This window comes from Veillonella atypica, from assembly GCF_041431435.1.
GTDB lineage: Bacteria > Bacillota > Negativicutes > Veillonellales > Veillonellaceae > Veillonella > Veillonella atypica.
Genome location: NZ_JAPVXV010000002.1, coordinates 303,417 through 328,989, shown reverse-complemented (window position 1 = coordinate 328,989; position 25,573 = coordinate 303,417). Strand labels below are relative to the sequence as shown.

At 39.8% G+C, this 25,573-nt stretch carries 4 protein-coding genes and 1 rRNA gene; all 5 read right to left on the bottom strand.

Going from position 1 to position 25,573, the window contains the following annotated elements:
- Positions 1 to 104 (bottom strand): 16S ribosomal RNA (locus O3598_RS03985); the annotation flags it as partial.
- A 1,186-nt stretch (positions 105 to 1,290) separates the two neighbouring features.
- A complete protein-coding gene (locus tag O3598_RS03980; protein WP_371451888.1) occupies positions 1,291 to 2,091 on the bottom strand; it encodes a hypothetical protein in 801 nt (266 codons plus the stop codon).
- 76 nt (positions 2,092 to 2,167) lie between these two features.
- The gene (locus O3598_RS03975; protein WP_371451886.1) at positions 2,168 to 13,957 is read right to left on the bottom strand and encodes an ESPR-type extended signal peptide-containing protein; all 11,790 of its coding nucleotides are present in this window, start codon (positions 13,955 to 13,957) and stop codon (positions 2,168 to 2,170) included.
- 751 nt (positions 13,958 to 14,708) lie between these two features.
- A complete protein-coding gene (locus O3598_RS03970) occupies positions 14,709 to 15,512 on the bottom strand; it encodes a hypothetical protein (protein WP_371451884.1) in 804 nt (267 codons plus the stop codon).
- 97 nt (positions 15,513 to 15,609) lie between these two features.
- Positions 15,610 to 25,269 carry an ESPR-type extended signal peptide-containing protein gene (locus O3598_RS03965; protein ID WP_371451882.1) on the bottom strand — a complete coding sequence of 3,220 codons (9,660 nt, stop codon included), beginning with the start codon at positions 25,267 to 25,269 and terminating at the stop codon, positions 15,610 to 15,612.
- Positions 25,270 to 25,573 lie beyond the last annotated feature (304 nt).

Below are 25,573 nucleotides of genomic sequence, written 5' to 3'. Positions count from 1 at the left end.
CACTAAGATTGATAGAAGCAAGCTTCCATCGCTCTTCGTTCGACTTGCATGTGTTAAGCACGCCGCCAGCGTTCGTCCTGAGCCAGGATCAAACTCTCCAAGATATCTTGAAGCTATTTGAGTAGCTCAATATTTGTTGTCGTTACATGTATGTAACTTTGAATTATGGTTGGTTTTGACTATGTCAAAACCCGCACTCTGGCATATGTTCAATCATATGATTGATTACCTATCATTGTTCAGTTTTCAAAGATCTGTACCAGTCAGACCAGATATTATCTAGCTCCGAAGCACTTTCGTTCGAAGTGTTTCACCAACTGGCGACTAGATTATAATAACATGTTGACCATTCAGTGTCAAGCACTTTTTATAATCTTTTTTAGAATTTTGTAATTACCTCTATGTGAGGGATTTACATAAAATTCCAAAATAACTAACAAAGAATCTAGATACTTTCTAGTGTTTCCTCATTAAGAAACAGTCGCCTCAACGACTGTATGGTTATTATAGTACAAACAAGAGATGCGCGCAAGTCCTAATTTTAAAAAATTTGAAACTTTTTTCACCTTTTCAGTATAATGTATTTATTTATTTTGGCACTACTATATATTGTATTTGATAGTCCTCTTTTTATATTTCTATAGACTATAAATACAATATGTGCTATTCCACTAATTAGTTTCAGTTATATCTATTAATTACTACAGGCCTGTTCTATTTCTTGGGAGGCCTTGCAACTATCATCCTACAATTAGTACAGATCTGTTCTATTTCTTGGGAGGCCTTGCAACTACCATCCTACAATTAGTACAGGCCTGTTCTATTTCTCTGGAGACCTTGCAACTGTCATCCTACAATTAGTACAGGCCTGTTCTATTTCTTATGAGACCTTACAACTGTCATTCTACATTTAGTACAGGCCTGTTTTATTTCTTAGGAGACCTTGCAACTGCCATTCTACATTTAGTACAGGCCTATTCTATTTCTTAGGAGACCTTGAAACTGTCATTCTACATTTAGTACAGGCCTGTTCTATTTCACTGGAGACCTTCCAACTGTCATCCTACAATTAGTACAGGCCTGTTCTATTTCTTAGGAGACCTTGCAACTATCATCCTATCTGATATACCATTTATATTCTTTTATAAAACAAATGACGCCACCCACAAGGGTGGCGTCATTCGTATAAGGATTATTTGTGCCCTAGTTAGGGGTTCTAGGGTATATACGGCCCCTATATCAGCATATGAGGGGCCATATTGTTTTTTTAAAGATATACGGTCAGCAATCTTATTGTTGAATTGCTTTACGCAAATCAATTGTGTGAGGAGCGGAAGGTTCCACTGGCTCATTGATTGCTTTGCGAAGGTCTACTACGTGTTCTTCAGTAGCAGTAGGCTCTTCAGTTGCTTTGTTTTTTACGGTTTCTTTAGCTGCGTACCAAATTGTTTCGTTCATCATGTGACGAAGGTCTTCGTTGTTCACATGTTCTTGATCTTGAGCCATGATATCCAAGATTGCGTCTTCCAAAGCACTTGCTTCATCGTTAGTCATAGGACCGCCGATTTCTTTTTGTCTTTGAACGACTGCATTGATTTGGTCTACCATGCCACGTAATACGTTGAATCCGTAGCTATTTACGAAACCATCTTTTTCATTGTATTTTGGCATATCAAAGAATTCGTATTCATTTTTGTTACGGTTTTCGCCGTTCCAGTTGAATGCGACTTCAAAGCCATGAACACGTCCCAAGGAATGTGTGCGGAAGTAGTCCGCATAGTTATGTTTATCCTTAGAATGTAACCATTTACTTTCAGCCTTAGTCAATTGTTCATGATTGTCATGTTTAATCTTAGCTTTAGTATAGTTAACTTCTGCATTTTGCCATGCTTGTACAAATGTATGCAAAGCTTGTACCGTTTGTGGGCTAGCCACAGGAACAAGTACAACAGGACCTGTAGTTGGTGTAGAAGCAGGGTTAGGCAAAATCAAATTGTCATCATATGTTGGTGAGCCAGCAGCATATCCTGTAATAGATGCAGCGCTCATAAGTGCTGCTGCTGTGAAAGCAAGCATTGTAGATTTTTTCATATCTATTCCTCTTTTCATTGTCGAATATTAGCGATGGTAGGGGATTCAAGGAGAATCCCCGTCCATGTGTATCTTATTACATACCTAATTTAGCCATCATAGCAGCCATTTGAGCTTTCAATTGGTCTACTTCGCTTTGTAAGCCTGCATTTTGAGCCTTAATTTGTTCATTTTCAGCTTTCAAATCAGATACTTCGCCTTTTAATCCGGCATTTTGTGCTTTCATAGAAGCCACTTCAGTTTGCATTGCATATGTAGAGCTGATAGGACCCTTACGGTAATGATCTGCTACAGCAGCTTCGCTATCGCGGTTGCCGACCTTCCAAGTTACACCAGCGTTAGCCATCATATGGCCGTTGCCGCCAGCCCAGGACACGCCTGCATGGAACATTGTGGATTCGTTCTTGTAATGAGCTACGCCCAATGCCAATGCGGAGTTACCACGATAGTTACCATAACCAGCCATGATTTGAGTTGGTTCCATTGGATCGTATTGGATAGGTTTCAATGCGGACAATGCAGCAGATTGTGCACCTACATGACCGATTTCTTCACCCAATTTATCTACGCGAGGATCAGCTGCAGGGTTAACATGTAAATCGTATTCATGTTTGTTAGGATCTGTACTTAGATCTGTCACTCGTACAGTGCCATCAGTAGATTTAACAGTTGTTAAGGAATCACGCAATTGGTTAACGTTTACGCCATCAGTACCATCGATACCAGGTGCAAGGTTAACGATGCGATTACCAGTCATGCTGAGGTTACCACCATGAACTTCAAAAGCTGGAGTCACAGCTGTATCACGGTCGTATTTATTACCGCCTGGGTTAGAGTTGATGCGAAGAGTTGCGCCACCGTTGCTGATAGAATTGATTTCAGTCAAGTCGTGAGCCAAGCTGTAAGTGATAGAGTTATCAAGTTTATCGTCGCCTTCAACAGGTTTACGTTCAACAACCATGTTATCGCCAGCGATATATTGAGTACCTTTTTCAACTTTCACAGGGTTCTTGAGACCTTTAGCCACACCAGAACCTTCAGTACCAACACTAGCATTTACTTTTGCACCAGAAAGATCAGCGTTTACAGTGTATGTTTTTTGACCAGTTGCGTTATCAGTTGCTTCATCAACGGATACGTTTTGACCAGCTTTCACGATTGTGCCAAGGCCAGTGATAACCTTTTTACCTTCGTTAGTAATGTTGGACAAGTCTTGACGAGCGATACCGGAAATAGTTGCTTTCACAGGGTTGCCGTGTTCGTCAACTAATTGTTTACCAGAACCATCAACATATGTCATTTCAACAGTACCGTTTTGGCTAACTTCGTAGTTACCGTCTTTGATACGAGTATCGTTAGCTTTGGAGATACGTTTAATATCGCCAATATTAGCGCCATTGGAATCTACATCGCCACCAGATTTCACGTTGTGAATTTGTTGGCCACCCATATCAACATTGTTCTTAGTGATAGTAGGACCACCAGTGATAGTCAAACCATCGTTGTTAACTACTGTGTCACCAATTGTTACGGAACCGTTTGGAGTCAAGTCGATGTTGTTGTTCAATGCGAATTCTACTTTTGCACCGTCAGCAGTGTTAGTTTGTTTAACAGTGAGGTTCTTACCACCAGAGAATTCCACAGTTTTACCATCAGTGATGTTTTTAGCTGTTTTATCGGAATCGTTAGTAGTATTACCAGTAGATTTAACATTGAAGCCGTTCATAGTACCAACGCCGTCAGCACTAATTGTCATCTTACCAGCTGCATCAGTAGAAACTTTGATGTGGTCGCCGCCTACAACATTAACTTTTCCGCCTACAGGTTTAACGTCTGTGCCATTTGCTTGGATAGTCCAGATATCATCTAAGTTAGCTACTTGTTTAGTGCCGTTCTTAGTTGTGTACTCGATACGATCATTACCTGCATTGTAGTTAATAGTTGTATGAGATGTTGGGCTACCTAAGTGGATTGTGTTAGTTTGAACGCTGTTAAGCTCTTTCAAATCTTTATCCAATGCGAATTCGTAAGTTTGTTCATCGCCGTTTACAGTTTGTTTTACGTTCAAGTTTTTGCCTGCACCGTAATTTACTGTGCTACCAGGTTTAACGATTGTTGCAGTGGCTGTACCTACCACATTACCTGTTGCATTAGCTTTCCAACCGGAGTTATTGATTGTATCTACTACAGTTTTAACTGTTGCGATACCATCTTTACCATCTACGCCTGGTTTGCCGTCTGTACCTTGTTTGATATTACCAAGGTTAACGTCGTATTTAACTTGACCATTTGCATCAACGGAAGCAGATGTGTAGTTACCATCAACAAAATTCAAACCTTTAGACAATTTAACGGATTGAGTGTTAGTGCCATTAGCAGAGTATTTCAATTCTGCATCGCCAAGGTTAACGCCAGTAGCACTTACCTTGTAGATTGTTTGACCATTAGCGCCTTTACGGGAAGTTACTGTTACGTTGTCCCCTTCTTCAACTTCTGTTCTAGCAGAGTTCAATTGGTTAACGTTTACGGCATCAGTACCGTTAACACCAGGAGCTACGTTAACGATTGTTTTATTGCCAGCATTGATGCCACCTTTAGTGATGGATGGACCATTATGGATAGATAAACCACCATCGTTGATCATAGTATCACCAATTGTTAAGGAACCTGCTGGAGTCAAGTTGATTGTGTTAGACAATTGAACTTTCAATTTGCCATCTACGTTATTTACGCCGATGTTGTTGTCAGTCAATTTAGTTTTGTCTGCACCACCAACGATATCCATTGTTTGGTTCAATTTCTTAGCGATAACTTTGGATTTGTCCGTACCTTGTGCATCATCGCCAGCATATTTCATGCCGTCATCCAATGTAGCCACTTCGTGTGTAGTTTTGCTGTTATCTTCGTATACGATACGAGTGATACCATCTTTACCGTTCACACCTGGTTGACCGTCTTTTGCTTTCATAGTAAGACCGTCTTTACCGTCCTTACCATTGAGACCAATGGAGCCGTCTTTACCATTAATCACAACAGAAGAACCATCTTTACCGTTTACGCCGATTTTACCGTCAACACCTGGTTTACCATCTTTACCATCATGACCGACTTTAATATCGTCAGACAATGCATAGTTGTAAGTATGATCGCCAGTTACTCTATCAACGATTTGTTCAACAGTTAAGTTTTTACCAGCACCGAAGTTTACAGTTGTGCCAGGTTTAACGATTGTTGCAGCATGGTTATTGACTGTGTTACCAGTAACATCACCTTTCCAGCCGGAGTTGTTGATTGTATCAACTACAGTTTTAACTGTTGCGATACCATCGTTACCATCTACGCCTGGTTTACCGTCAACGCCGTCTTTCACCTTACCGATTGTTACGTCGTATTTAACTTGACCATTTGCATCAACAGAAGCAGATGTGTAGTTACCGTCAACGAAGTTCAAGCCTTGAGACAATTTAACGGATTGCGTGTTAGTGCCGTTAGCGGAGTATTTTAATACTGCATCGCCAAGAGCTACGTCGTTCGCATTAACAGTGTAAATTGTATGACCATCATTACCGTAAGTTGTGTCTACAGTTACATTATTACCAGCCTTAACTTCTGTTTTAGCTGTCTTCAATTGTTTTACGTTAACTGCATCAGTATCATTTACACCAGCATCTACGTTAACAATTGTTTTATTACCAGCATTGATACCAGTCTTAGTAATGGATGGGCCACCAGAGATAGTCAAGCCATTGTTATTAACTACAGTATCGCCGATTGTTAAGGAACCAGATGGAGTCAAGTTCACTTCTTTGGACAATTGAACCTTCAACTTGCCATCTACGTTATTCACGCCGATGTTGTTGTCAGTCAATTTGGACTTATCTGCACCACCAACAAGGTCCATAGTTTCGTTCAATTTCTTAGCGATCACTTTGGATTTGTCAGCACCTTGTGCATCGTCGCCAGCATATTTCATGCCGTCATCCAATGTAGCCACTTCATGTGTATTCTTGCTGTTATCTTCGTATACGATACGAGTGATACCATCTTTACCGTTTACACCAGGTTGACCGTCTTTTGCTTTCATAGTAAGACCATCTTTGCCGTCCTTACCATTTAAGCCGATGGAGCCGTCTTTACCGTTGATCACAACCGAGGAACCATCTTTACCGTTAACACCGATCTTACCATCAATGCCGTCTTTACCATCTTTACCAATCTTAATGTCGTTGGCCAATGCATATGTATATGTTTGTTCACCAGTTGCATTATCGATATGTTGAGCAATTGTCAAGTTATCGCCTGCTGCATAGGAAACAGTCTTGCCGTTGCCTACAGCTGTAACTGCATGGTTACCAACTACATTGCCTTTCGCGTCAGTGGAGAAGGAATAACCGTCTTTGATTTGATCAGCCAAACCGGACAAGTCGATTTTTGCGATTGTACCAGCTTGGTTAGCGCCGTTACCATCGTTGTATTTCAAGGTTACGGATTTGCTTGCTGTATCGTAAGCGTAAGATGTAGTTGTTTCACCAGTACGATTAGATGTAGTAGGAGCAATGTGCAAGTCATTAGCTTTGGAAATCGTTTTAACGTCGCCGATGTTAGCACCATTTGTATCATCAGTGGAGTTGTTGTTTACGATACCAGATTTAAGGTTCGTAATGTTGTTGCCACCCATGTTCACATTGCCGCCGTCGAATTTAAATTCGTTGCCGCCGATTGTGAAAGTAGCAGGACCACCGTTTTTAATTGTGTTGATGTTGTTCAAGTCTTTAGCCAAACCGATGTTGATTTCGCTGTTACCATCAGCACCTTGGGTGATGCTTGTTTTGATATTAGAGGAATCGTATTCGGAATCAGCTTTAGCACCTGTACCTTTTACAGTAACTTTGGAGCCAAGTTTATTTTTCTTTTCGCCACCGGAGTTAGCGTCGAAACGTAAACCATCATCCAATGTAGCTACTTCGTGTTTATTGTTGTCATGATCTTCGTAAACGATGCGAGTTACGCCATCAGCGCCTTTTTCGCCTTTCATAGTAAGACCGTCTTTGCCGTCCTTACCATTTAAGCCGATGGAGCCGTCTTTACCGTTGATCACAACAGAGGAACCATCTTTACCGTTTACGCCGATTTTACCGTCAACGCCGTCTTTGCCATCTTTACCAATCTTGATATCGTTAGCCAAGTCGAATTCAACCTTAGCACCGTCGTTGTTGCTAGTTTGTTTTACAGTCAAGTTCTTGCCTGCTGCCATTTCAACTGTTTTACCATCAGAGATAGTTTTTGGAGCTGTTTCAGAATCAGCAGTTGTATTACCTGTGGATTTCACATTCCATACGGATTGTGCAGCACCAGGAGCTACATGCAAGTCATATGTTACTTGGTTACCGTTTTCAGTTTTGTTAACTGTTACGGAGTTATCGTTAGATGTAACAACTGTACGAGCATCTTTTAATTGTTTTACGTTAACTGCATCAGTATCGTTTACGCCAGCTTTCACATTAGTAATGTTCAAGTTACCAGCGTTGATACCAGTTTTAATGATGGATGGACCACCAGAGATAGTTAAACCATTGTTGTTAACTACAGTATCGCCAATTGTTAAGGAACCAGATGGAGTCAAGTTCACTTCTTTGGACAATTGAACCTTCAACTTGCCATCTACGTTGTTCACGCCGATGTTGTTGTCAGTCAATTTGGACTTATCTGCACCACCAACAACGTCCATAGTTTCGTTCAATTTCTTAGCGATTACTTTGGATTTATCTGCGCCTTGTGCATCGTCGCCAGCATATTTCATGCCGTCATCCAATGTAGCCACTTCGTGTTTATCATGGTTGTGGTCTTCGTATACGATACGAGTGATACCGTTAGTACCATTTTTACCGTCTACACCATCTTGACCTTTTTCGCCACGGATAGTAAGACCATCTTTACCGTCCTTACCATTGAGGCCGATAGAACCGTCTTTACCATTGATCACAACGGAGGAACCATCTTTACCGTTTACGCCGATTTTACCATCGATGCCATCTTTACCGTCTTTGCCGACCTTGATGTCATTGGACAATGCGTATGTATAAGTGTGTTCACCAGTTGTAGCGTCGATATCTTGTTTTACAGTCAAGTTATCGCCTGCTGCATAGGAAACAGTTTTACCATTGCCAACAGCTATTACAGCATGGTTACCAACTACATTGCCTTTAGCGTCAGTGGAGAAGGAATAACCGTCTTTGATTTGATCAGCCAAACCGGACAAGTCGATTTTTGCGATTGTACCAGCTTGGTTAGCGCCGTTGCCATCGTTGTATTTCAATGTTACGGATTTGCTTGCTGTATCGTAAGCGTAAGATGTAGTTGTTTCACCAATACGATTAGATGTTGTAGGAGCAATGTGCAAGTCGTTAGCTTTGGAAATATTCTTAACGTCGCCGATGTTAGCAGCATTTGTATTATCTGTATCATTGTTATTTACAATGCCAGATTTAAGGTTAGTAATGTTGTTACCACCGATGCTTACGTTGCCGCCATTGAATGCAAAGTTATCGCCACCAATTGTGAAAGTAGCATTGCCACCGTTCTTAATTGTGTTGATATTTTTCAAGTCTTTGTTCAATTGAACTTCTAAAGTATCTGTACCATCAGCTTTTACGTTGATGTTACCAGCTGCGCTCTTGAATGTAGCAGATGTATTTTTATCTACACCTTCGCCTTGTACTTTTACTAAGCTGTTCAATTTTTGTTTGTTCACTGTATCAGTGTTGTTACCAGTGAAGTTCAAACCATCATCTAACGTAGCCACTTCATGTTTATCATGGTTGTTATCTTCATAAACGATGCGAGTGATGCCATCTTTGCCGTTTAAGCCAGGTTGGCCTTTTTCGCCCTTCATAGTAAGGCCGTCTTTGCCGTCCTTACCATTTAAGCCGATGGAGCCGTCTTTACCGTTGATCACAACGGAAGAACCATCTTTACCGTTTACACCGATTTTACCGTCAACGCCGTCTCTACCGTCTTTGCCGTCGTTACCAATCTTGATATCGTTAGCTAAGTCGAATTCAACCTTAGCGCCGTCGTTGTTGCTAGTTTGTTTTACAGTCAAGTTCTTGCCTGCTGCCATTTCAACTGTTTTACCATCAGAGATAGTTTTGGCAGCTGTTTCAGAATCAGCAGTTGTGTTACCTGTGGATTTCACATTCCATACAGATTGTGCAACACCAGGAGCCACGTGCAAGTCGTAAGTCACTTGGTTACCGTTTTCAGTTTTATTAATTGTTACGGAGTTATCGTTAGAAGTTACTACTGTACGAGCATCTTTCAATTGTTTTACGTTAACTGCATCAGTATCGTTTACGCCAGCTTTTACATTAGTAATGTTCAAGTTACCAGCATTGATGCCAGTCTTAGTAACGGATGGGCCGCCTGTAATTGTTAAGCCACCATTGTTGAGAATTGTGTCACCAATTTTCAAGGAACCATTTGGTGTTAAATCAACATCGTTGGACAATGCATATGTGTAAGTATGTTCACCAGTTGCATTATCAATATTTTGAGCAACCGTTAAGTTTTTACCTGCTGCATAAGAAACAGTTTTACCATTTGCTACAGGTGTAACAGCATGGTTACCAACTACATTACCTTTAGCGTCAGTAGAGAAGGAATAACCGTCTTTGATTTGATCAGCCAAACCGGATAAGTCAATTTTTGCTACTGTACCAGCTTGAGTTACGCCATTACCATCGTTATATTTCAATGTAACAGATTTACTTGCTGCATCGTAAGCGTAAGATGTAGTTGTTTCACCTTGACGATTAGATGTTGTAGGTGCAATGTGTAAATCGTTTTCTTTAGAAATACGTTTTACGTCGCCAATATTAGCTGCGTTATTGATAACATCACCACCAGATTTAAGGTTAGTAATGTTTTGGTCACCCATGTTGATAGGGCCATTTGTGATGTTAATGGAGTTAGGACCAAATTCCATTTTTGGACCATTTGTAGTATTAGAAATGGAATTGATGTTAACTAAATCTTTATTCACATCGTATTTAACAACGCCTTCAGCATCTACAGAAGCTGTAGTGTTTTTACCGTTTGTGAAGTTCAAACCTTTATCCAATGTAACTGTTTGAGCATTTTGACCGTTCGCTTTGTATGTCAAAGGAATTTGAGTAGCTGCTTTGTTACCATCGAATGTTACTGTGTAAGTTGTGTTATGGTTTGTTTCATCTTGAACAGGTGTAACAGTGATAGGGTTGTTAGTTGTGTTTGTAGTATTTACAGTTACCGCTTCACGAGCTGCGTCTTTTACGTCGTTACGGGATACGTTTACTTCGTAAGTTGCACCAGCGTCGCCATATTGGTCACCTGCTTGAGGAGTAACCTTAGCAATATTTTTATCTGTAGAACTACTGGAATCAGCTTTTGCTTTCACCTTTTCAGTAGAAGCAGCTGTAGGTGTTACATTATCAACGTCTACTGTGTAGATTGTTTTCTTACCACCATCAACAGTATTTTCTGTTACAGAAGTAACCTTCGCAGCATTTTTACCACGAACCTCTACAGTATTGTTCAATTTACCTTTAGCTTCATCGGACAAGTCAACAGCTACGTTGCTGCCAGATGCAGTTGTTTTGATGTATTGGCCATTGTTAGCACCAATTACGCCAAAGCTCAAGCCACCAGCTTGGTTCAATTTTTGAAGATCAGTAGCGCCTGTGTTACCAGTCAAGCCAACTGTGTTATTGAAACCGTTATTAACGATGCTTAATTGTTCTTCAGTAGCGGCGCGACCTTTTTTAGCGAAATCAGGAGCATCCAAAGTTACGTTAGTTAAACCAGTGATGTCACCAACTTTAGCATTCAAGTTAATGTTGTGATCACCTGCTACGTTAACAGTTTGGTTACCACCGAATACAACCTTGCCATCGCCAGCTTTGTTTGTGATGGATGTAATGTCGTTTAAATCACCTTCAACGTCTACTTTGAAAGTTTTAACGCCATTGATTTCACGGTTGCTCACCTTTGTATTCTTACCATTTTCCATATCGATGGATTTTTTAGCAAGATTTTGGATAACTGTTTCGCCACCCTTGTTGATATTGGAAAGATCTTGTTTAGCAATACCTGTGATAACAGCCGTTTCGTTAGCAACGTCTTTGTTGTTACCGTCAACGTATGTCATCGTTACTTTGCCGTTTGCGTCTACCGCATATTCACCAGGTTTGATGTGACGTTCGTCAGCACGAACTTGTTTCAATTGGCTTACGTTAACTGCATCATTATCATTTACGCCAGCTTTCACATTAGTAATGTTCAAATCGCCTGCATTGATGCCAGTCTTTGTAATGGAAGGACCATTATTGATAGTCAAACCATTATCAGTGATGTTAGTATCACCAATTTTAATAGAACCATCTGGAGTGAGGTCCACATTTTTATTCAAGGAGAATTCAACAGCCGCATTACCATTGTTGTTAGTTTGTTTAATGGTCATGTTTTTGCCGGCTTGCATTTCTACAGTTTTACCATCACGAATTTCTTGAACGCCAGCAGAACCTTGTGCAACCTTACCTTCTGTAGCAGAAGATTTTACGTTGAAGGAGCTCATATCGCCAGTTTTCAAACCGCTCAAGTCGATAACTGCTTTAGGGCCGTTAACAGTTTTACCATTACCATCTTGGTATGTTAATGTAACCTTTTTGTTAGCGTCTACAGTATATTCAGCTACGTTATTGTTAGTACCTGCTGTAGGTGCAATGTGTAAATCATTAGCTTTGGAAATACGGATAACGTCACCAATGTTTGCAGCATTATCAACTGTATCCCCACCGGAATGAAGGTGAGTAATATTTTGATCACCAAGATCCAAGTTACCACCAGTGATGCTGATGTTATGATCACCAAAGTTTAAAGTAGGACCACCATTATTAGTGATGGATGTAATTTCTTTTAAATCCTTGTTCAAGGAATATGTATATGTTTGTTCGCCTGCAGATTGGTTGATATCTTGTTTTACTGTTAAGTTTTTACCAGCTGCATAGGTAACAGTTTGACCGCTTTCAACCTTAGTAGGTGTAGCAATGCCATCTAATTTACCACCGTTAGCCTTAGCATTTGTTAAGAAATCGTATTTTGCAGCAGCGTCTGCAGCGTTGATTGTGTAAGTAGTTCTACCGTTTACAGTTACTTCATCAACCTTAACGTTTTTACCAGCTTTCACCATGCCTTTGTCATCAAATGTCAAAGTCAATCTGGAGTCTTTAGTATTTTCATCAGCAACAGCTGCGGATACACGGCCTTCTCCACGAACATTCAATTTACCGCCGTCAGCCAAGAAGTCGCTAGAACCAGTATTACCAGTCAATGCAACACCAACGTTTTTCAATTGAGCTACGTTAACAGCATCTGTATCAGCAGTACCAGCAGCAAGACCTGTCAATTGACGAGTCAATGTACTACCATTACCGATGGATACAGCAGCCGTAGTAGCTGTGCGAACATTGTTAGCTAAGTTTGTGTAATGACGTGTATGGTCATCGGAAGGATTGTAACCTTTAACACCTTTATCTGTTGTTGTAACAGAGTTAGAGCCTAGTGCTACACCATCTACCTTATCAGCTTTTGCAGTATAACCAACAGAAATCGCATTTGTAGCAGATGCTGTTGTTTTATTACCTAATCCACCATATGTATTAGGGCTGTCTGTGAAAGCAGCACCTTTACCATCACCGCCGATTGCAATGGCATGGTCACCAGAAGCCTCTGCATTAAAACCTACTGCAACAGAGCCATCATTGTTAGCTTTTGCAGTACGACCAACAGCAGTGGAACCTACGCCCTTAGATTCTGCACCATTACCTGTAGCAAGAGCACCATGTGCAGTTGCTTGTGTTGCTTGACCAAATGCAAGTGCACCGGAAGCAGATGCTGTAGCTTTATTACCGATTGCAGTAGAGTTGTTACCAGTTGCTTTGGACAATGTGCCGATAGCTGTTGCAGCATTAGCGGATGCAGTTGCTTGATTACCAACAGCAATCATGTCGAATGCGCCAAGATCATTACCATATGTAGCTCGTGCATTAAGACCTATTGCAATTGCTGCAGACCCTGTTTTGCCAGGTGCGGATTGTGCAATTGTACCACCAGAACCGATAGCAATGTTATGACCTGCCAAAGCAGATACGTCAGCACCAATAGCTACAGAATCATCATGTTGAGTCGTTGCATTGTTACCAATAGCCACACTTTGTCTACCACCAGCATGGGAGTAGTTACCAACAACGACGGAATTACCACCCGCTTGTTTAGGTGTTGTATTACTACTACCAGTTGTAAAGTTTTGATTATTGTATGCACCGATAGCAATAGCACCTTCTGCATTAGCATTAGATTTATTACCAATGGCAATTGTTTTAACTTGAGTTGCTGTGTTGCTAGTGCCAAGTGCTACTGCATTACCGCCAGATGCTTCGTTGCGATTACCTAATGCAATAGCCGCATTTGCAGTTGCACTGTTTGCTGCACCATAAACGATTGTGCCATCTTCATTATTAGTATAGTTACCATAGCCCACTGCAACAGAATTAACACCAACAGTTTGATCACCATAATCGCCTACTGTCTTTGCAGTTTTAATATTGATACGACTGTCGTTAGTATTAATACTGTTATCAGTCTTAATAGGGTTAGTACTTGTGAACGCATCTACAGGAGTACCCATTTGTGCGCCAACGCCAACAAGCGCTAAACCAGCTAATACGCTAGCTAGGACTTTCTTTTTGCCGCTATTATTTTTCGCAATTTCAGGAACTACAACGTAGCATTCCTTAGATTTGCTCCAAACGACTTTAAAGACCTTATTCATAAAACCTTTGAACCCCTTTCTCATAAGTACATGAAAAATGTAACTTTTACACTTTAGTTCACTTCATGAAGAGTGGTTTTTCTCTCATTCACACACACTTCATATAGGATAACTTAATAATATCAATTTATTAATTAATTGTAAATACTTTTGCGCCTATTTATTTAATGAAATTTTATATTTTAGATGAAAATAAACTGAATTTTATATGTATGTGTAAAAACAATCACATTTGTCAAAAAGTACGCCATAACTATGTTTATAGCGTACTCAATGGTGTTTTCTTCATATACTTTTCATATAAGTCATAGTTCTTTTTAGTTTATAAATATGTTAAATAATATAAAGTTAGTCAAAACAAGGCCTCTAATCAACATCATTATTCTATAAATTTCATAAATCAAAATTACACGATAAATCAGCAAAACACTGTATTTATAAGGCATTTATCAATTCAATACATTAAATTGTATAATGCCATATTTTATGGTTTGTTAATATATATCTATTAATATATGCTAGTATCCCAAATAAAACTACACACAAAATGAACCTATAGATCTACTAAAAACCATATTCTATGCACCAAAAAACGCCCACACTATGGGACGGTACTTTCAAAATTGCGTTCAATTCAAAAGTCCGTTCTCACAGTGTGAGCGTTTTTATTATGGCCCCTATAGAAGAAAGGGGGGTGGGATTAGAGAGTCTATAAGGGCCATATGGATTTATAATTTAATGTTCAGCCAGATTATTTGCCTATAGCATCACGTAAGTTTACTTTACGGGATTGAGGTTGATCTACAGGCGGATTAGCCATTGCTGCGCGAAGGTCTACTTCGTGGTCATCACCAACTTGAGGTTCTTCGCTAGCTTTGTTTTTCACCGTTTGTTTTGCGGCGTACCAAATTGTTTCGTTCATGTAGTGACGAAGTTCGTCATTGTTTACATGTTCTTGATCATGAGCCATGATGTCCAAAATGGAGTCTTCCAAGGCTTGTGCTTCTTCGTCAGTCATAGGACCACCGATTTTCTTTTGCTCTTGGATAACTGCATTGATTTGGTCTACCATACCACGAAGTACATTGTACCCATAGCTATTGGTGAAACCATCTTGCTCATTGTATTTTGGCATATCAAAATATTCGTATTCATTTTTGTTGCGATTTTCACCGCTCCAGTTCATGAACACTTCTTGACCATGCACACGACCGATGGAATGTGTGCGGAAATAGTCAGCATAGTTATGTTTGTCATAAGAATGCAACCAAACCTTTTCAGATTTCGTCAATTGTTTATGATCATCGTATTTAACCTTAGCTTTTGCAATGTTGATTTCTGCATTTTGCCAAGCTTTCACATAATCATGAACAGCTGCTACCGTTTGTGGGCTCGCTACAGGAACGAGTACAACAGAACCGAGTTGTGGCGTCATTACAGGGTTTTTAACAATTAATACATCATCATATGTAGGTGCGCTGGCTGCGTGACCAGTAAGGGATGCAGCGCTCATTAATACTGCTGCTGTGAAAGCAAGCATTGTAGATTTTTTCATATCTATTCCTCTTTTCTTAGTCGAACCAAAAGGGACGAGAGGGTTCTCGGTATCGAGTTCCCTCTTCCCGTTATCTGTGAAAGTTTAATCTATCAAATTATAAACCTAATTTTGCCATCATTGCAGCAATTTGAGCTTTCATTTGTTCATTTTCTGCTTTCAAGTCAGATACTTCGCCTTTTAATCCGGCATTTTGAGCTTTCATAGCTGCCATTTCTTGTTGCATTGCATACGCGGAACTGATAGGGCCTTTGCGGTAACGATCTGCTACAGCAGCTTCGCTATCACGGTTACCAACTTTCCAAGTTACACCAGCGTTTGCCATCATGTGGCTAGAACCACCAGCCCAGGATACGCCACCATGGATTAATGTAGATTCATTTTTGTAATGAGCTACGCCAAGAGCCACTGCGGAGTTACCACGGTAGTTACCATAACCAGCCATGATTTGAGTTGGTTCTAATGGATCGTATTGGATAGGTTTCAACGCGGAGAGAGCTGCGCCTTGAGCACCTACACGACCGATTTCTTCTGCTAATTGGTCTACACGAGGATCTGCACCTGGAACACCGGTTACAGACAAATCATATACAGGGGCACCATCTTGGTCTTTATATACTGGAGCGATAGTAACAGTACCATTGGAAGAAACAACTTTAGTCAACTGACCAACAGTCGCTACATCAGATTTATCAGTACCAGGAGCAACATTCACAATTTTATTGTTATGTGTACCATCGCCCATGCTGAGATTACCACCGGAGATAGCTATATCACCAGCATTGAAGTTCATAACAGGGCCATTATTAGCATTTCGAATGGAATTGATACCTTGAAGATCTTTATTCAATTCATAAGAAATTGCATGATCTAACCCGGTATCATTTAATGCAGTACGTTTAACTACAAGGTTATTACCTGCATCAAATCGTGTACCTTTTGTTACTGTGTCTGTACCAGTCAAGCTAGTAGGGTCAACATTACCACCAACCGCGATATTTTGACTTACTCCATGGATACTAGACAAGTCAACGTTAAAGTCGATACCGCCCGCATTATCAGTAGTAATCTTAACATTACCACCTGTAGATTTGAAATCAAAGCCATCTTTTAAAGAAACTTTTTTAGGACCTTGACTACCAGCATCTGGAGATGTGGAAGATTTATAAGAAATCTTAGTTACCTCTGCAGCCTTATCAGGATCATATGCAACATCATAAGTTGTCTTATGCGGAGTTGTAGTAGTATCGGCAGTTACCTTAATAACACCGGAACCTTTAACTTCTACGGCCTCACGAGCTGCATCTTTAACATCATTCTTATCAACGGATACAATATATGTTTCGCCTTTGTCACCAGCTACATGTGTAGATTGAGTATCTACCTTTGCCAAGTTATTAGTATCATTCTTTCTAATTACTTTTTCAGTAGATGATGCACCAGACAAATCTGCATTAATTTTGTAAATAGGATTACCATTTGCATCAGTACCATCTGGAGTAAATGTTACATTGTCACCAGCTTTATATTGATCTGTATTAATACCTTTAATAACTACATCTTTATTAGCTGCTGTTCCATCCTTATTAACAGTTTTCAATGTAACCGTACCATTTTTAGCTGTATATGTACCTTCTGCAATACGCATGTCTGTATCTTTATCACCTACAGGTAATCCAGACAAGTCAATAACTGCAGTTTTATTGTCTACAGGGTTTCCATTGCCATCTACATATGTCAATCTCACCTTTTTATCAGAACCTACAGTGTATTCAGTATCTTTAATGTGCATTTCATCATCAAGGTTAGCCACTTTATTCGTTACCGTAGAACCAGGTGTAGCACCAGGAGTTGTATAAGTGATACGATCGCCATCTTTTTTAATAGAAGTTTCACTATTATCAGTTGGATCAACCAATCTTATTTCATTTGTTTGAACAGAATTCAAACCTTTGAGGTTTTTATTCAACTTAACTGTCAAAGTATCATGATCGTCAGCTACTACAGCGATATTACCAGCTGCAGATTCAAATTCTTCAGTACTGTTTTTATCGCCAACTACTACTTTATTAAGTGTAGTATTTTCAGCAACACCTTCGCCTTGAACTTTCACTAAAGAACCTAATTTATGTTTATTTACAGTAGATTCATTGTTACCAGTGAATTTTAAACCATCATCCATAGTGGCTACTTCACGTACAATGTTCTTGCCATTAGCATCTTGAATAGGGTTGCCACTAGCATCTTTTGGAACATATACGATACGTTCTGCTTTGTCAGTATCAGCACTATGAGCTGGATCGCGGTTTACAAGAACTTGCTCACCTTTAGAAGATGTCATAGAGATGTTAGCGCCATCACGGCCATTGATACCATCTTTACCATTTTGGCCTTTAGGACCAGTCATGCCGATAGAGCCGTCTGCACCATTGATAACTACAGAAGAACCGTCTTTACCAGTTGCACCAACAGAGCCATCTTTACCATTCGCGCCATCTTTACCAGCTACGATGTTATCGGACAAGGAGAATTCTACAGTAGCATTGCCACCAGTAGCATCGTTAGTTTGTTTTACTACTAAGTTTTTACCAGATTGGAATTCTACAGTTTTACCATTTGCAATGTTTTGAGCGTTTGCATCATGGGTATCAGCAACAGCACCACCATCTGTAGTATTAGCAGAGGACTTAACATTCCAAGAGGATGCAGTTGTACCGCCTGTAGATAAACCGGACAAGTCGATAACGGCTTCTTTACCAGATACTACACCACCATTACCATCTGTATATGTTAATTTAACTTTTTTATCAGTACTAGGTGTATATGTACCAGGAGTAATATGTAACTCAGTATCTTTCAACTGTTTTACGTTAACTGCATCAGTATCTGCTGTACCAGGAGCCAAGTTCACAATCTTATTGTTAGCTGTGCCATTGCCCATGGACAAGTTACCACCAGTAATTTGTACTGCAGGTGTATTATTTGTGCCACCTGGGTTGTTGTTAAGAGTGATGGAAGAATTACCATTAGAAATAGAGTTAATATCTTTCAACGCTTTTGCTAAACCAACATTAATAACTGTATCACCATTACTTTGGCTGATATTAGTTCTAATGTTATCTGTGTTGTATTCATCAGCATATGCCTTACCCGCAGTTAAAGCACCAGAACCTTGAACTGTTACTGTAGAACCTAGCTTATTCGTTTTGAGGCCGCCTTCATTAGCATCAAATTTCAAGCCTTTATCAGTCAAGCCATCAGCTGTGTTCTTCAAGTCAGTTACATTAACGGCTGCATTTTGTGTCTTAGTATCGCCTGCGGCAGCATCCAATTTATCCAAATATGTAGGGGATGTAACGCCTGGTGTTGCATGGTTATTAATAGCAGAACCAACGTTGTTAACGATGGAGTGGCCACCAGTTGTATTACCAGCTGCATCTTGGATGGATGTAATAACATCAGCTGCAGCTACTTCTGTACCATCATCTTTATGGAATTTGCCATCTTTATCCTTAGTTAACTTGTTACCATCTTTATCTGTATAAACAGCAGGTGTTACTGCATTGATAGTCATAGAACCATCGGCAGTAGCTGGAGTTGTGATAAGGATATTTTCGCCAGCTTTTACGTTAACCTTGCCATTTACAGGAGCAACATCAGTACCATTACCTTGGATTGTCCAGAGATCGTCAGTAGTTGCTACTTTCTTAGTTTCTGGAGTACCAGCAGTTGTACCAGGTGTTGTATATTCAATACGTTTATCACCACTATTATAAGTAATATTAGTTGTGCCACCAGGTGTCGTACGGTCGCCTAATTCAACAGTCTTAGTTTGAACAGAATCTAAACCTTTAAGGTTTTTATTCAACTTAACTGTCAATGTATTAGTACCATCAGCTACGACTGCGATGTTGTCTTTAGCAGATTCAAACTTAGTCGTACCATCAGACAATACGAGTTCTTTTTCACCAGTAGTTGGGTTAATAACTGTAGTACCTTCTTGAGTGCCTTCACCTTGAACTTTAACCAAGGAGCCAAGTTTTTGTTTATTTTCGATGACTGTATTATTACCAGTGAATTTCAAGCCATCGTCCATAGTTGCTACTTCACGTACGATGTTCTTGCCATCAGCACCTTTAATAGGGTCGCCATTAGCATCTTTTGGAACATATACGATACGTTCTGCTTTATCAGTATCCGCACTATGAACTGGATCGCGGTTTACAAGAACTTGTTCACCTTTAGCAGATGTCATGGAGATGTTAGCACCATCACGGCCGTTGATACCATCTTTACCATTTTGGCCTTGAGGACCAGTCATACCAATGGAACCATCTTTACCATTGATAACTACGGAAGAACCGTCTTTACCATTTACGCCGATTTTACCATCAACGCCATCTTTACCTGCAACGCCAGGTTGACCTTTTTCACCAATACCGATTTCATCAGCTAATGCATATGTATAAGTTTGTTTACCAGTTGCTGCACCTGTACCATCTTTTTCGATGTCTTGTTTAACAGTGAGGTTTTTGCCTGCTGCATAGTTAACTACGCCACCATTAGCAACTGCTGTTTCTGCAGCTGGAGTTGCTGCATCATTAACAACCTTACCACCATTTTCTGTAGCATTTGTTTTGAAAGTATAACCGCTTGTAATTTGGTTAGCCAAGTCGGATAAATCGATTTTAGCTTCTGTACCAGTTACACCAGCACCTGTACCATCGTTATATTTCAATGTTACAGATTTAGTTGTAGCATCATATTTGTAAATCTCATCAGCTGTACCTGCTGCATTTTTATTAACAGTTTCACCTGCACGGTTAGAAGCTGTAGGACGAATATGCAACTCGTTAGCTTTCAATGCTTCAGCAGTGTTATGAAGATCAGATACGTTAACCGCTGCATTTTGAGTTTTTGTATCATCAGCAGCTGCTTTCAATTTATCCAAATATGTAGCAGTTTGACCTGCAGGCATTGTTGGATTTTGAGTTTTAATGGCAGAACCAATATTATTAACAATCATCCCACCATCAGTTGTATTAAGTTTACCCGCTGGAATACTATTCGCATTAGGATTTTCAAAAGATGCGATGATATCGCCGTCAGTATACTCAGAACCATCCGCCTTGTAGAACTTGCCATCAGATTTTTTAGTTAATTTATCACCAGCAGGAGTCGTGTACACAACAGGGCTTACTGCATTGATTGTCATAGAACCATCAGCTGTTGTTGGCGTTGTAATAACAACATTTTCACCAGCTTTTACATTAACTTTACCATTAACAGGTTTAACATCAGTGCCATTACCTTGGATTGTCCAGATATCATCAGTGGTTGCTACCTTTTTAGTATCTGTAGTGCCAGGTGTTGTATACTCAATACGTTTATCACCGCTATTATAAGTAATATTAGTTGTACCACCAGGTGTTGTATGATCGCCTAATTCAACAGTCTTAGTTTGAACAGAATCTAAACCTTTAAGTTTTTCGTTTAACTTAACTGTTAACGTATCATGACCATCGGCTACTACAGCAATGTTACCAGTGGCAGACTTAAATTCTTCACCATTTACTTCTAATTTATGGCTTGTAGTATTTTCAGTAACGCCTTCACCTTGAACTTTTACTTTAGAGTTCAATTTTTGAACATTAGTTTTAGACTCATTGTTACCAGTGAAGTTGAGGCCATCATTAAGTGTAGCAACTTCTTGTTTACCACCCTTATCTTCGTAAACGATACGAGTCATGCCATCTTTACCGTTATGGCCATTTACGCCATCATGACCGTCAGTGCCGTCAACGCCTTTAGCACCTTTTTCTACATGAATGTCTACACGGTTAGTACCATCAAGGCCATCTACACCATTTTTACCATCAATGCCAATCTTACCATCTTTACCATCTTTACCAACATGAACAGATTCTACATCGATATCTTTATTTAAAGAGTATGTATACGTTTGGTTACCAGTTAATGCACCCGCACCATCTGTTTCAAGTTCTTGTTTAACAATGAGGTTTTTACCAGCAGCATAGTTAACTGTATTACCAGGTTTTACAACAGTCGCTGTAGCAGATCCATCAAGATTACCACCGTTTGCTTTAGCATTTGCTTTCCAACCAGAGTTATTGATTGTATCAACTACAGTTTTAACAGTAGCAATACCATCTTTACCCGTAGCACCAGCTTGACCTGGAACACCAGGTTTACCATCAGTTACTGTTGGAGCTGTACCAAGGTTAACATCAAATGTTACTTTACCATCTGCACCAACGCTAGCAGTTGTATAATCACCACCTGTGAAGTTCAAGCCTTTATCAAGTTTAACTGTTTGGTCAGCAGTTGTAGTACCATTATTTGTTGCTTTATAAGTCAATGGGATTTGTTTAGCTGCTTTATTACCATCGAAAGTCACTTCATAAGTTGTATTATGATTAGCTGCATCTTCTTTAGGTGTTACCGTGATTGGGTTATCAGCATTTGGTGTGTATGTAGTACCAGATTTTGTACCACCATTATTTACTGTTACAGCTTCACGAGCTGCATCTTTAACGGCATTACGAGATACGGATACCTCATATTTAGCACCTACATCACCAGTAGCTTTACCATCTGCTACAGAAACATCAGCAATGTTTGTATCGCCTGTTACAGCTTTCTTAACTACACTTTCAGTAGAAGCTGCAGTTGCAGTTGCAGGGTCAACATGAACAGTATAAGTAGTTACAGTGCTACCATCAGGATTAGTGGTTACTGTAGGTGTAGCTACTGTAGCAGCACCAGAACCAGCAACAACTACTTTGCTGTTTAACTTCGCTTTAGCATCAGTAGACAAGTCAGCTACAACATTGCTACCGGAAGCAGTTGTTGTAATGTATTTACCATTATCTGCGCCAACTACGCCGAAGCTCAAACCACTATTTTGGTTTAATTTTTGTGTGCCAGTAGCACCAGAATTACCAGTTAATTTAACTGTGTTATTAAAACCATCGCTTACTTTTTTCAATTGATCTTCTGTTGCTGCACGACCAGATACAACAGTTGGGTTAGTAATATCCCAATCTTTATTTTGTAAGCCGGTTACATAACCACCTTTACCATCAAAGGAGATAGGATGATCGCCACCAACTTTTACAACTTGGTCACCTTCGAAGGAGATTTTACCAGAGCCAGTACCATTTGTGATGGAGGAGATATCAGCTAAATCACCTTTCACATTTACTTTGTAAGTTACGCTGTTATCAGTTGTATCTGTACCTTCTTCAACAGTTGTGTTTTGACCATTGATAACTTTTGACTTCTTAGCAATGCCAGTAATTTTAGCTGTTTCAGTTTGTTCAGTACCATTACCATCAACATATTTTAATGTTACAGAACCATCATTTGCTACTGCATATGTGCCAGGTTTAATGTGTTTTTCAGTATCTTTTAATTGTTTTACGTTTACTGCATCAGTATCAGCTGTACCAGCTGTAACATTTGTGATTTTCTTGCTACCAGCATCGATACCAGTTTTAGTAATGGATGGACCACCAGTAATAGTCATACCAGCATTAGTGATTTTAGTATCGCCAATTGTTAAAGAACCATCTTTAGTCAAATCAACATCTTTATTCAAGGAATATGTAAATTGTTTACCCGCTTGATCTAATACAATGTTTTTACCAGCGCTGAAAGTAACTTTATCACCAGGGCTTACTTTTTCAATGGATGTACCATTTGTAGTACCACCATTATTAGAGGATGTTACCTTCCAGCCAGAGTTATTAATTGCATCTGTTACATTAGTAGTCGTTGCAATACCATCAGTTGTTGGTGCTTTGGCTTTACCATCATTGCTAGGGTCATTAGTAATTGTACCGCCAACCTTAGCTTTTACCTTAATACCTGTGGCAGTTGCCTCAGTAGAGATTAGAGTACCATCACCATTGACATTGAAAGTACCATCATTAAGACGAACGTCAGTGCTACCAGTTACTTGCGTAGAATCGCCAGCGAATTTCAAGTTAACAGCTTTTAATTGTGCTACGTTAACAGCATCAGTATCTTGGGTACCAGCTGCAAGGCCTGTTAATTGGCGAGTAACACTAGTACTATCATCACCAATAGAAACAGCAGCACGTGTAGATGTTAAAGCAGCCTTTGTATTATTAGTTAAATTGTCATATTTATTAGTACGACCTGCGGCTGGATTATAACCAATTTCACCCGCATCTTTTGTTGTTTTGGATTCAGAACCAAGAGCAACTCCATCTTTTATAGATGCAGTGGCTCTGTAACCTAATGCCGTAGCTTGTTTCGCATTCGCTTCAGCTGCTGCACCATATGCAACACTCTTTTCTTCCGTCGCATGTGCCCTTGCACCTACTGCTGTAGCATAATCACCAGCTTGTACTTTACCAGCAGCTATACTTCCTATAGCAACGGAATAATCACCACCAGCATCAACATTCATCCCCATGCCAATCGCACCAGTTTTAGTCGCGTTAACATTAGTACCAATAGCTACGGTCATTTCATGAGAAGCTCTATTGCCTTGACCAATCGCAATAGCAACACTATTTGCAGTAGCACTTCCACCATTAGCTGAGGCATCGGCGATATTGCCTAAACCAATGGCAACAGCCCCCCAAGTATTAGCTTCATTATTTGAACCCATTGTAATGGTATCTGCCATTTTAGATGTATTAGTTTCACCAATAGCAATTGCTCGATTACCAGATGCTTTATTTTTATTACCAACAGCTACAGCACCAGCTACAGAGTTTCCACCATTATCAATAACATTGCCTGTACCAAGAGCAGTAGAGCTGTCACCAGTTACAGTATTATTGTAACCAAATGCAGATGAATTTTCACCACTCGCAACAGAAGCATTACCAACAGCTGTGGCTTTTTTATTAGTAGCTTGCGCATTAGCACCATAAGCTGCTGCATAATCACCAGAAGCAGTATTAGCAGCACCAGTAGCAACGGAAGCTACACCACTAGCGGTATTACTAACACCTAGTGCAATAGATTTACGATTAGTAGCTTTTGATAATGGACCAACAGCAGCGGACTGATATCCTGTAGCCTGAGTATTATAACCAACTGCAACAGCAGATTCAGCTGTTGCTTTAGATTGTGCACCAACCGCAACGCCATAAATCCCATCAACTTTTGCCAATGTACCAACAGCAATCCCGCGAAATGAGTTAGTTGATGTTTCAGCTTGTCGGCCAATTGCTTGAGAGTCCTCCGCCTGACTAAGAGCACCAGAGCCAAGAGCCGTCGCATAACTTGCTAGCGCTTTACTTTGAAAACCAAAAGCCGCTGCTTTTTCACCTTGCGATTGAGAACCAGATCCAACAGCTGTAGTATCTTTAGATAATGCTTTTGTTTCATTACCGATAGCAATGGCAGACTCCTCACCTGATGTTTTTGCTAAATGCCCCATAGCAATTGAAGATTTGCCAGTAGCATTTGCCTCCTGACCAATAGCAATAGAAAGTTCACTATTTGCTGTTGGTCCAGCTTGGGTAGCACCAAAACCACCACCAATAGCAATAGACGCATCTCCACTAGCAGTCCCGCCACCGGCACCATAAGAGACCGCATCTACTTGACCAGGCATCATAGCACCTGCGGCCATTAAAGCAGCAAATACTGTAGACAACGCTTTTTTCTTACCACCATTGTTTTTCGCTACTTCAGATACTACAACGTAGCATTCTTTTGTTTTGCTCCAAACAACTTTAAAGATCTTATTCATATTTCTATGAACCCCTTTCTTTTTCTCTTTCTTTAAGACACTTATAATCCTTAATTAATCCCTATTCAATAGAAATAAAAATCATTGTGTGAAGAACATTTTCTCATGTTTCACTTTTCATTCATCTTACTTCATGTACATACTATAACAAAAAATTTTCTTTTTGTGAAACATTTTCTCTCATTTTTTTCTCATAAAATTGAAAAAATGTTTTATTTTTTAATTTTTGTTAAGAAATGGTGTATTTTTTACACATTTTTGTGCGATTTTTTTCAATTTCAGTAAACATATATTAATCATTTTC